Below are 12,223 nucleotides of genomic sequence, written 5' to 3' on the forward strand. Positions count from 1 at the left end.
AATGAGCAAAGAAATGAAAAATAGGTATTTACAAATATTGGTTTTTGTTCTCGCATTTGGCTTTGTAGCCTGTGACGATGAGCTAAATGACCTGCAGCCATTTACACAAGGAAATCCTGAGACATTTTTCAACAGTGTTTCATCTTTCCAAAATGGTGTAGACGGTATCTACAGCCAGCTCTGGAACTATTATTCCAGCCCGGGCAGTGGGATGCAGGGAATTCCGGATATCCTCTCTGATAATGTCGTATTGGTACAGACAGGAAGGACATCCAACGAACTTTACTACGATTACCGCTACGTTCCAAACTCCGGTGGTGCTATTCCACTATACTGGAGCGAGGCTTACGAGGCAGTAAACGCTGCAAACCTGATTATCGGTCAGATCGATAACCTGGCAGACGGTCCTGAAAAGGATAACATCCTGGGGCAGGCCCTGGCCGCCCGTGCCTGGGCGCACTTTGATCTGGTACGTACTTTTGCCCAGATTCCAACCCAGAGTGCCAATGCTGGTTCTTCTGATGGAATCGTATATATTAAGGTGGAAGACGGGGATACAGGTGATCCTTTTGCACAACCCAGCCGGGAAACCGTAGATAGTAACTATGCTGAAATTATCGGCGACCTGCAAAGGGCAAGCCAGTTGATTGGTGCATCCAACGGAGAAGGAAGACTGAATCGCAATGGTGTTTTTGGAATGCTATCCAGAGTATATCTTTATAATGGAGATTATCAGGATGCTATCGATGCTGCAAACCAGGTAACCACTTCGCTGGCTACTGCGGCTGAATTACTGGATATGTATGAGGATACTACTAATTCGGGAATCGTAATTGAGTTGTCCGTTAATACTTCTTCTGAGAGTAACTTCAACAATGTTGGGGTATTGTACAGCCAGTCCAACTCTTCTTCTACCATTTCGGAATACGCGATTGAATATGAATTCTTTACCTCTATAGATCCTAATGACCTTCGCAGGAATGTGATTCAGTTTGTGGGTACGAACCAGGGGAATGATTACAATGCTATTCGCAAATTCCTTGGAGAAGCCGGACAGGTGAACGGACGTCTCGATATTAAAGTTATGCGTGCAGCAGAAGTATTGCTGAACAAGGCTGAAGCACAGTTCGAGCTTGGATTGGAGCCTCAGGCCCTTGCAACGCTCGACCAGTTGAGAGCCCAGCGATTCACCGGCTTTAGTTCACCCGGGGAAACCGGACAGGCCCTCGAGGATGCCATACAGTTTAACAGAAGGGTAGAACTCTGCTTCGAAGGACACCGCTTCTTTGACCTGAAGCGTCGTGGAGAAGCCGTTCAGCGCTCTGCTTTTGGTGATATTATAGATGGATCCGGGACTCCGGCTGAGGTTCAGACCTTATCTGCAGGTGATTTCAGGTTCCAGTTACCAATCCCGATTGCAGAAATCAATGCAAACCCAAATATGGCCCAAAATAGCGGTTATTAAAAAGTAGAAAAATGAAGAACTTAGTATATAAAATTTCATTACTTCTCGCAGTAGCCCTTATTGGGATATCCTGTGAGGACAACGGAACGCCGATTTTCGATGTAGAAAACGGCCGAGCAATTGCAGGGTTCAACGGAGGCTTGGAGTCAACCCGTATTACTTTTAATCCTGCTGAGAATACAGATAATACTATTACTGTTGGGGTATCAACCCTGTCTGACTCTCCAAGGTCTGTAGTTTTGGAAGTGGATGCATCGTCTACGCTGGATCCTTCTTTCTACAGTATAGATAACCTTTCGCCTTCGATTGCGGCGGGAGAATTCACTGCAGATATTACCATAACCACGATCCCAGGTGTAGACCTGCCTTCAGCCACTGACGCTATTGTTTTAAACCTTGTGTCTGTTGAAGGAGCTGAAATTGGAGAAAACAGCATAGACGTCCTTTCTGTAGGTTTGGATGTACAGTGCCCCAGTGTGATTATTGAAGACCTTGTGGGGAGCTATGATGTAGTAGCTTCTACTTTCGCAGGTTTCTTCGGGGAGACTGACTTCACCCGTGAAGTAGTCCTCGGACCAGGTGAAAACCAGATCACAATAGTTGACGGTACATACATTACTGAAGGTGCTGAGGATCTGATTCTGACTATTGACCCGGAGACAGGTGCAATTGTAGCGGTAGATGAGACTAAGATTAACTCAACTGTTAGTTTTGGACCTAACTTCTACCGATTACTTCCAGGAGGTCGTGTACTTACCTGTGTTGGAATCATTGAGATGACACTGGATTTCAGCGCAAATATCGCTGGAAACCCACACGTGTTTAACCTGGTTAAACAGCCGTAAATAACCAAACGCTTATTCCTGTCAGGGAATAAAAGAGTAAAAGAGCCTTCCATTGGAGGGCTCTTTTTTTTATTAGCACACCGGCATTTAGCGCCGTTTATGGTATGGTCTGCTATATCCTCCCTATAATAGATATAGATCTTGATATAGGTGCATTACCTTGTAGATAACCTATTCTTAAACAAAAGGAATTAGGGTTATGTGCTGGGCCATAAAAGATGAGCAGGGATATTTGCCAACAGAATCAGGATGTATATCACGGCAAACAGGTGCACGCTTATACTTTGCTATACCGGGAAAGCCCGGGAAAGCCGCAGATGGGTCTAATTGCTGACGGAAGTGCTCTACAAGCTGTTGTAGTAGTCCAGGAGCACAATTACATCGGACTCCTTGCGTAGATTAAGCTCATTGCTGGAAATATATTCCTGCAGTACTTTTTTCTGGTCGCCAAGGGTCTTTAATACCCATTTCTTGTTCAAGCGGATTTTTTCAGCCGGGGCCTCTCCTTTTTTCAGGTAATACGAACTGATATCGATATAGGTGGGGGGTACATATTTACCGTAATTCGTGTCCGGAACCCTTCCCTGGCGTAGTTTTACTTCCGGTTTAAATAGCAGGACAACCTCCCCTTCGTTAAGCGGATTAAAATATCCTACCCTTTGTAATTCCTTATCGGTGGTGTAGGGAAGCATTTTGTACGTTTTGTCTCCTATTTGGGCTGTAATATAAGCTCTTTTCAGCAGCGGGGCGTATTGCTTTTGTCCGGCAAATATTTCTATTTCGCTGATGTACGCATTATACCTCATAGGTTTTTCAAGGGAAACATCCCCATTGACATATACCTTCCCGCCTTTAAATTCATCTTCCAGGTATGGGGAGCCGTCGGTCTTAGTCTGATCATAATTGCGATTAACTGTGGATAATTGAAGGACCCCGCCTTCGGGGTTATTCAGGGTTAACTGAGCCGACCCAATAATGGGAATAAAGAGCAAAAGCTTGAATGCTTTCATAAATAGTGTTCCTGTTTTAATTTAAATATTTTCTTATTAGGCTTGCTTTTAGGTTGGGTAGCAGTTGTGATTTCAGTCAATGTATTTTATTCTACTGCAAACTGGAAGACCTCTGAAACAGAACTGTTCCCAGCCGCATCTTTACTGACCACCTGCCAGTAATAGACCGAAGAAGGGGAGACAGTGACCTCAAGGAAGTTTTCAGAAGTTGTACCTATCAGGGTTTGTGGGCCGGTATTGTTTTCTTCCAGATATACCTCGAAAGAGGCCAGATCCCCGTCTATGTCCGAAGTTTCCCATTGTAGCGTTATCGTTCCTGCATTAGTGAGGGTACTTCCCCGTTCCGGGAATATAGCTGTAGCCGGAAAGGGGGCATAGTTACTAACACCTTCCCCGGCATTGTAAAACCGCCATACCGGGCTGCTGGCTGTTTGGTTAGAGCCCCTGGCCCTGGAAGTTACAGACCACTCATAAGGGGTGGCCCGCTGTATGACTATGGCCGCTTCATTGGTATTGGAGATGGTACTAGTGATGGAGTTCGTATTAAGATTAGTAAGGCGCACCTCATAACTATCTGTGTTTTGCGAGGCATTCCATTGAAAGGTAACACGGCTCTGCTGAGCAGATAAGATCTCCCCTTCATTACACTCTGTATTGTTGGCTGGAAAAATCAGTATAGCTGCAACAGGATCGGGCACAGGTTGTGGATCCGGGATGCCCCCAGAAGAATCCCCTCCGCTACAGCATAGCATAAGGGTGGCAACAATTCCAAGGCTTAATTTCTTGTATATTGGTTTCATTTTTTAATGACTTTGTAATTGTACAACTTATCACCCTGTTTTATGTTCAGCAAGTAAATCCCATCGGGATAGATATCCATATTCAGGATTAGTTTCCCGCTTAACAGGGTTGCATTCCGGGATATCAGTTGTTGCCCTCCCAGGGTATGAAGCGAAACATTAATGGTCGTTTCTGTTGTGTCGGGCAGCAACACTTCCAGATTGCCACTTGCAATAGGGTTTGGGGAAACCAATGGGGTACTGCTTAAATTGATAAGCTGTTTAAATTCCCCCTGGCAATCCAGTTCCGAAACTACCCGCAACTCTGTAACATCTCCGTTCAGTGGCAGGCTTATACTGGAATCAGAGGTCTGATAAAGCCTGTCGTTCAAATAAATGAGGTAGGTCTTTCCACCCTCCAGTTCCAGGTTAATCTGGCTGGTCAGGCTGAGCACTTTGGCACTTACGGATAAGGGTTCGGGTTCTGAAATTTCCAAAATATAACAGGCCTGATAATCTGCCTGTCCCACAACTCCAAGGCACAATTCATAAGTGCCTGCAGGCAGTTCGGTAAAACTGGCTTCCTGCTCAAAGTTCTGCGTTTGCAGACTTGCACCAGCCTGGCTGAGCTCTGCAGTGTAGTCCAGTGTTTCTGCAGCTGTGATCAGGATTTGACCATTATCCTCAGAAATACAAGTTTCACCCAAAGTCTGTATACTGAAATTGGTTGGAGGGAGTGAAAACACTTCACATCCGTCTATATCGACCACAGCACCCGGCGGCGTGTTATCACAAAGATCCCTGTCATTTGGGACCCCGTCGTTGTCTAAATCGGGATCACAAACGTCTCCTATCCCGTCATTATCTGCATCAGCCTGATCCGTATTGGCAACAAGCGGGCAATTGTCTTCAGTGTCCGCAATGCCGTCGTTATCGTCATCCGGGTCGCAGGCGTCGCCTATTCCATCGCCATCTGTATCCAGCTGATTGGCATTCCCGGTCAAAGGACAATTGTCATCTAGGTCCAGTACTCCGTCATTATCGTCGTCATCGTCGTCCTGAAAGCCTGTAACAACAAAATCATCAATGACAACACCTTCCTCGTTCACAAACTGATCTGAAGCGAATGTTATACGGAAAATAATACTATCCTCGGACCTGAGGTCCGTCTCTCCCTGTATGGCGTTTGCCGTAAAATCATAGCTGTATTCCGTAAGGGTGGTATTCCTGCCCGTCCACTGGGCTCCAGGGCACAGCTGGCAGTCGTCATCTGTTCCGGAACTTGCATTGGTCCGGTCACTGCTGTACCAATTGGGCTGGCTGTTGACATTTCCAAGAACCTCCCAGCTCTGGCCTTCGTTGGTGGAGTATTCCACGTAAACTATGTCAAAATTTTCTTCCAGGTCATAGGCCATTTTAAAGGAAAGTACAGGTGCCAGAATAGAAGAAAATTCGTAACAATTGCTGACCAGGTAAGATTTGGCCGCATCAGGATAATTACCATCCAGGTTGGTCCCGTAAACCTCTGTCCCGGAAGCTGCCTCGTTCAGAAGCGTACCTTCCGGCACTCCTTTTTCCCATACACTGTTACCTCCGGTTTCATTATAGGTAAGCAGGGTGGCATTGGATGCCTCAAAATCATTTATGGCATCTCCAATCCCGAAATCATTGGTATAAAAAGTAGTACTGGCCGAATTGTTGTCGGCAAAGGCATCTCCTGAAATACTAACGGATGCTTCGATAGTAATTTCTGTTTTAGCTGTCAGGTTCAGGGAAGGAAGGGAAATTGTAGCCTGCTCGTTGGTAAGCAGGGTGCTTTCACTCCATGTAAAGCTCTGAACAGCGCCACCATTGATGCTGTATTCCACATCTATCTGGCTGATGGGGTTGATACCGTTGTTTTCTGCTACTATTTCCGGAAATATTTCACCGCACAGAATACGCAGGGGATTCGGGGTAAGGGATATCAGTTTCACGTCGTTGTCCGGGTCCTGTGCGGGGATGGGCGAGACCCAGACGCCCCTGCCGTAGGTGCTTGCCACCAATACTTCATCATCAAGGCTTATTTCCAGGTCGCTTACAGCCGTATTTGGTAAACCGGTACTGTATTCTTCCCATTCGCTCAGGGTATCGTCCAGGCGAAAAACCCCCACACTGGTTCCCACATATATGGGATTGTTAAGGTCCCGGCCCTGATGGGCTACTGAGAAAAAGGCCAGGTCCGTGGGAAGGTTAAGGGTGATGTCTTCCTCAGTGGCTGTATTGCCGCTTACCGTTAATTTAAAAACACCTCTTGTTGCAGAGGTACCCGAGTCCTGGGGACGCCCCACCCTCCTTGAGGTAGTCACATACAAAATATTGGGATCCTGGCTGTTAATGGCAATATCCGATATCTCGGCATCAAACCTCTTCAGGAACAGAAAGGTGGCCCCACCATTCTGGCTGCGATATATATTCTCACCCTCAGCAATATACATCACCTGTGGATTGATCGGATCAATCTCGAGGTCGTCAAGGGCATCGGTTCCTATACTTGCAGATACTTTTTCCCAGGCATTACCACTCAACTTGTAAACCGCATCATATGCCGCATATACCTCTCCGTCTCTGCTTATGGCCAGGGGCGTAATCCATTCCCCTGAAATAGGATTGCCGCTGGAATTCCTGGGGGCCCCAACCGCTCCCAGGTTCTGTCCGGAATTGGTGCTGATAAACAACACGGAGCCAAATTGTACAAAACCGTAAACTTCATTGGCATTTACCGGGTTTATCTCGTAATCCATCCCATCGCCACCGGTATAAATATTCCATTGCTGGTTGTTGTATATAAAACCGGAATTATCCTGGCTTCCGGCACTTATTTTGGAGGCGTTGTTTTTGGCGATGGACATCCGGTAAAATTGGGTCACTGCCAATCCGTTGTTGTAATCCGTAAAACTTGAGCCTCCGTCATCCGTAACGTAAAAACCTCCATCGGTGCCCGCATATAATTTATTGTTGAAGAATTTCAGGGTATGGATGTCTACATGCGTATAGGCCTGGCTAACGTCTGAGTCGTTATTATTAAGCCGGACAAAGGAATCCCCTCCATCTATGCTTTTCCAGATATTGATGGCTCCTGTATATACTTCATCTGCATTGGTAGGGGAAACAGCGATACAGAGGTCATACCAGGCCTGGTTGCGTTCAAAAATATCGGTGGTGTTCAGTGTTTTGGTAAAGCTTTGCCCGCTGTCATCGGACCGGTATAAACCAAGGAATGCGGAGTCGTTTTGAAGTGTGTCTGCCACCAGGACATAAACCACTGAAGGGTTGGCAGGGGATACCCCTATGACCATCCTTCCGGCTCCGGAAGGAAAGGGTTGTATGATTCGGGTAAAGGAGACGCCTCCATTTGTGGATACGTGAAAAGTATTCTGTGTAACGAGGTATATGGTATTCGGATCTCCGGGTTTCAGGCGAAAGTCTCCCACCTGGCTATCAAAAGTTCTGCTCCAGGTGGCTCCTGCATCGATAGATTTATATAGGCCTCTATTGGTGGCCACCCAAACGATACTGGAGTTGGTAGGGTCGATGAAGATCTCGTTCATGCTCCAGCTGTTGTCAATTATTTCAGCATTGAGGCCTGTTGCGTTCCAGTTCAAACCCCCGTCGGTAGATTTGAAAACGCCGATACTGTAGGAATCAAAAGCGTCATCATCCCCGGTAGCTATATAGATAGTATTGGAGTCATTTGGGTCAATGGCGATGCCGGAAACCCCTATTTGTGCAAAATTATCGAAAAGGTTTACCCAGGTGTTGCCTGCATCGACTGATTTCCAGATTCCTCCGGCAGGTGCCCCAGCGTACCAGACATTTTCATTATTGGGGTCTACGGCCACGGCATTGATGCGTCCGGCACCCGGTTGTCCTATGGCCAGGGTGCCACTTGAAAAGGGGCCCAGCGCAGTCCAGTTACTCACGGGATTGACCTCTGCATTGAGATTCTGTACCTCCTTCCAGGTGTCCCAAAGCTGTTTGGAGGTAGGGATGTAGCCGTTTTCGTCCGCAAAATGCTGCCAGTAATTTTCCCACCTCATATAAGGCTTGAAGCCACTGCCTTTGGCCAGTGAATCTTTTCCTTTCCAGTATTGGTGGAAGGCATCCGAAATTTCATTCAGGCTATATCGTTGTTCCAAACCTTTAGCGGAGGTGGCTTTAGAATCCTTCAGGCTCGCCATCCAGGGGGCAGATTCATTAAACTGAGCCATGACAATGCTGCTGCACAATAAGCACCCTATGAAGAATACATGCTTCATTGCAATTTTTTTGTAAATATGCCGAAAATCGGCGGATTTATCAACTTTTTCCGTTTAACGGATGTGTTAATCTGCTGCTAAAAAGAAGAACAAGGTTTTGGATCGAAAGCTCTGAAACTTTCACTTTTCATTCAGAACAAAAAAGGTAACTTTGCCAGCAAGAATGTTCCTATGCGCTTATCCGTATTGATATTACTGGTCCTGAGCATGTCGGGCCTTAAAGCTCAGGAGCTTCCCAGGACCCTTCGACAGGAAAAGGATTCCACGGCGCTCTCCAGGCGGATTGACTCCAGGAAAGCCCAGGCGCAACAACAGGGGGAAGTGATCAGTATAAAAAACTACCAGATCATCTCCCAGAACAGGGATACCGTTATTCTGGACACCTCACTAACTATTCAGAAAGAATATCGTTATAACTTCCTGCGCAGGGATGATTTTGAATTGATGCCCTTTGCCAATGTGGGCCAACCCTACAACCGGTTGGGCGCAGACCTTTCAGATCTGCCCTGGCTGCCGCAGCTGGGAGCAGCTGCCCGCCATTTCAATTATTTTGAAGCATCCGATATAAAGTATTACAATGTGGCGACCCCGCTTACAGAGCTTTTTTTTAAGACCACCTTTGAACAGGGGCAATTGCTGGACGCCATGCTAACCTTCAATACTTCCAGACGCCTTAATTTTTCATTGGCCTTTAAAGGTTTTCGCTCTCTTGGGAAATACCAGGAAGACCAGGCCCAGTCCGGGAATTTCAGGGCTACCGCTAATTATGTAACCAAAAATGGCCGTTACCGCTTTATGGCCCACATAGCCACCCAGGATCTGGAAGCGGAAGAGAGCGGGGGGCTGTTAGATAAGGAAACCCAATTCGAGTCTGGAAATGATGATTTTACGGATCGTTCCCGTATTGATGTATTATTTTCCAATGCACTTAGCCGGCTCAATGGGAAACGCTATTACCTGGATCAGGAATACCGCCTTGCGGGCGGGGTAAAAGACAGTGTAAAGAGGCGTGGCTCACTCTATATGGGGCATCGGTTCACCTATGAAACTAAATGGTACCAGTACAATCAGGGAACCAATTCATCGGAATATTTCGGCGGCTTGCTATTCGAACCGGTGCTGGATCAGGCCTATTTAAAGACATTTTACAATGAAGTGCGGCTAGGGGTGGACAACAGGATATCCGGAAGGCTGGAGGGGTCTGTTACGCATTTTAATTATTCGTATTATTTCACCAGCTTGCTGATAACCGATTCAGGCACTATCCCGAACAGGCTTGAAGGGGACGAAATTCTCTTGGGCGGAAGTTGGAAAAAACATTTTGGCAAGTTGCAACTCAATGCCAGGGGAGGGCTCGGGCTCTCAGGAGAACTGGCGGGCTCCTACCTGGATGCTGGTATTGAGCTCCCGCTCGGGAAGAATCATCAAATCGCCGGAGGGATCAGGCATTCGGCCAGAAAACCTGACTTTAATTATTTGCTCTATCAGTCTGACTACCTTAATTACAATTGGGATAACACTGATAATTTTGAAAACCAGCAGGTGCAGAGCCTGTACTTTAATATAGATTCCAAATTGTTCGGAAGCCTGCAGACGCAGTTTTCCACTACTGATAATTATGCTTATTTCGAATCGACCGCGGATGCGGACCAAATTGCCAATGGAGAAGAAAGGGCGCTAATCAGACCCTTTCAGGCTGGTGAGCGCATCAGCCATTTGCGGGTTAAATACCAGAAGGAATTCCGCCTGGGTAAATGGGCCCTGAACAACACCCTCTTATACCAGGAGGTAGACCAGGGCAGCAATATCCTGAACCTCCCGACCCTGGTTACACGGAATACCCTTTACTTTTCCAGCGATATCTTTAAAAAGGCCATGTTTATCCAAACCGGAGTAACCCTTAAGTATTTTACGGAATACTATATGAATGCCTACAACCCTTTACTTTCTGAGTTTTATGTTCAGGACAGGGAGCAGCTGGGCGGGTTTCCCATGCTGGACTTTTTTATCAATGCCCGTATCCGTCAAACCCGGGTGTACCTCAAGGCAGAGCATTTTAATTCTTCCTTTAGCGAAAATCGTTTCTATTCCGCTCCCAATTATCCGTACCGCGATTTTGTGATACGCTTCGGGTTGGTATGGAATTTTTTCTCCTGATTTTTCTTAACCTGACGAAAAGGCGGGTCGTTGGAAATTTAGGAATCCTACATTTACACCTCTGATAAGCAGTAATGGAATGGATTTGATTCTTTTTTTAATCTACGCTTAATTGTAAGTAACTTGATTTGAGGCGGTTAGTAAATTGGGAAAGTTTTAAGTGATTTTTTTTCGAAACTAGTTTGTGGAAGCCAAAAAACCATTTTATATTTGCACCCGCTTTTGAGGCGAACTTTAAGAGGTTCGTTTGAGGGGCGAGAAGAGTAAGAGAAAGTTCATTGACATATTGACAGACAGCGTACGCTTTTTTTTTGGGTTTTGGTTTTGACAGACCGGGGCTTATATGAGAGAAGCATTTTGTACAAATAAACAACATCCGTCAAGGAATTATATAACAACCTGGACCGAGTTGGGAGGACTGTTTCTGGTGAGATATTTTGGTATTGCATTTTATTGATAAGTACAATATTTAAGAATCTACGATGAAGAGTTTGATCCTGGCTCAGGATGAACGCTAGCGGCAGGCCTAACACATGCAAGTCGAACGGTAACAGGGAAAAGCTTGCTTTTCCGCTGACGAGTGGCGCACGGGTGCGTAACGCGTATGGAACCTACCCTTTACAGGGGGATAGCCCGGAGAAATCCGGATTAATACCCCATAGTACTACTTTAAGGCATCTTATTAGTAGTTAAAGTTTTTAACGGTAGAGGATGGCCATGCGTCCTATTAGCTAGATGGTGAGGTAACGGCTCACCATTGCTACGATAGGTAGGGGCCCTGAGAGGGGGATCCCCCACACTGGTACTGAGACACGGACCAGACTCCTACGGGAGGCAGCAGTGAGGAATATTGGACAATGGTCGAGAGACTGATCCAGCCATGCCGCGTGCAGGAAGACGGCCCTACGGGTTGTAAACTGCTTTTATACGGGAAGAATAATACCCACGTGTGGGTAGATGACGGTACCGTAAGAATAAGGACCGGCTAACTCCGTGCCAGCAGCCGCGGTAATACGGAGGGTCCGAGCGTTATCCGGAATCATTGGGTTTAAAGGGTCCGCAGGCGGGCTAATAAGTCAGGGGTGAAAGTTTGCGGCTCAACCGTAAAATTGCCTTTGATACTGTTAGTCTTGAGTTGTGGTGAAGTGGCCGGAATATGTGGTGTAGCGGTGAAATGCATAGATATCACATAGAACACCGATTGCGAAGGCAGGTCACTAACCACACACTGACGCTGATGGACGAAAGCGTGGGGAGCGAACGGGATTAGATACCCCGGTAGTCCACGCCGTAAACGATGGATACTAGCTGTCGGGACTTCGGTCTCGGCGGCCAAGCGAAAGTGATAAGTATCCCACCTGGGGAGTACGTTCGCAAGAATGAAACTCAAAGGAATTGACGGGGGCCCGCACAAGCGGTGGAGCATGTGGTTTAATTCGATGATACGCGAGGAACCTTACCAGGGCTTAAATGTAGTGGGACAGGTCCAGAGATGGACCCTTCTTCGGACTCATTACAAGGTGCTGCATGGTTGTCGTCAGCTCGTGCCGTGAGGTGTCAGGTTAAGTCCTATAACGAGCGCAACCCCTACCGTTAGTTGCCAGCATGTAAAGATGGGGACTCTAACGGAACTGCCGGTGCAAACCGTGAGGAAGGTGGGGATGACGTC

At 46.8% G+C, this 12,223-nt stretch carries 6 protein-coding genes and 1 rRNA gene (1 of these 7 cut by a window edge); 4 read left to right on the plus strand and 3 right to left on the minus strand.

The genetic code is table 11. The features are described from left to right. Positions 1-13: 13 nt before the first annotated feature. Both ACT6NV_RS09175 and ACT6NV_RS09180 read left to right on the plus strand, forming a co-directional pair. On the plus strand, positions 14-1,465 hold the full coding sequence (locus ACT6NV_RS09175) for a RagB/SusD family nutrient uptake outer membrane protein (RefSeq protein ID WP_445384179.1): 1,452 nt from the start codon (positions 14-16) through the stop codon (positions 1,463-1,465). Positions 1,466-1,476: 11 nt separating this feature from the next. Then, positions 1,477-2,310: a hypothetical protein gene (locus ACT6NV_RS09180; RefSeq protein ID WP_445384180.1), complete on the plus strand. Its 834-nt coding sequence runs from the start codon at positions 1,477-1,479 to the stop codon at positions 2,308-2,310. A gap of 344 nt (positions 2,311-2,654) precedes the next feature. Here the strand turns inward: ACT6NV_RS09180 and ACT6NV_RS09185 are convergent, their stop codons facing one another. The 3 genes from ACT6NV_RS09185 to ACT6NV_RS09195 form a co-directional block, all read right to left on the minus strand. After that, positions 2,655-3,320 carry a hypothetical protein gene (locus ACT6NV_RS09185; protein WP_445384181.1) on the minus strand — a complete coding sequence of 222 codons (666 nt, stop codon included), beginning with the start codon at positions 3,318-3,320 and terminating at the stop codon, positions 2,655-2,657. An 86-nt stretch (positions 3,321-3,406) separates the two neighbouring features. Continuing rightward, on the minus strand, positions 3,407-4,120 hold the full coding sequence (locus ACT6NV_RS09190) for a hypothetical protein (protein ID WP_445384182.1): 714 nt from the start codon (positions 4,118-4,120) through the stop codon (positions 3,407-3,409). Beyond that, a complete protein-coding gene (locus tag ACT6NV_RS09195) occupies positions 4,117-8,397 on the minus strand; it encodes a thrombospondin type 3 repeat-containing protein (RefSeq protein ID WP_445384183.1) in 4,281 nt (1,426 codons plus the stop codon). The genes ACT6NV_RS09190 and ACT6NV_RS09195 overlap by 4 nt, the downstream gene beginning before the upstream one ends. A 171-nt stretch (positions 8,398-8,568) precedes the next feature. On the opposite strand from ACT6NV_RS09195, the gene ACT6NV_RS09200 reads away from it, so the two are divergent. Both ACT6NV_RS09200 and ACT6NV_RS09205 read left to right on the plus strand, forming a co-directional pair. Continuing rightward, positions 8,569-10,554 carry a putative porin gene (locus ACT6NV_RS09200; RefSeq protein WP_445384184.1) on the plus strand — a complete coding sequence of 662 codons (1,986 nt, stop codon included), beginning with the start codon at positions 8,569-8,571 and terminating at the stop codon, positions 10,552-10,554. Positions 10,555-11,033: 479 nt separating this feature from the next. Continuing rightward, positions 11,034-12,223: ribosomal RNA gene (locus ACT6NV_RS09205) — 16S ribosomal RNA — on the plus strand; it runs 338 nt beyond the window's last position.

It is taken from the genome of Robiginitalea insularis (assembly GCF_052497835.1).

Coding starts and splice junctions, on each gene's coding strand:
- ACT6NV_RS09175 (WP_445384179.1), top strand. CDS start 14: ATGAAAAATAGGTATTTACAAATATTGGTTTTTGTTCTCGCATTTGGC.
- ACT6NV_RS09180 (WP_445384180.1), top strand. CDS start 1,477: ATGAAGAACTTAGTATATAAAATTTCATTACTTCTCGCAGTAGCCCTT.
- ACT6NV_RS09185 (WP_445384181.1), bottom strand. CDS start 3,320: ATGAAAGCATTCAAGCTTTTGCTCTTTATTCCCATTATTGGGTCGGCT.
- ACT6NV_RS09190 (WP_445384182.1), bottom strand. CDS start 4,120: ATGAAACCAATATACAAGAAATTAAGCCTTGGAATTGTTGCCACCCTT.
- ACT6NV_RS09195 (WP_445384183.1), bottom strand. CDS start 8,397: ATGAAGCATGTATTCTTCATAGGGTGCTTATTGTGCAGCAGCATTGTC.
- ACT6NV_RS09200 (WP_445384184.1), top strand. CDS start 8,569: ATGCGCTTATCCGTATTGATATTACTGGTCCTGAGCATGTCGGGCCTT.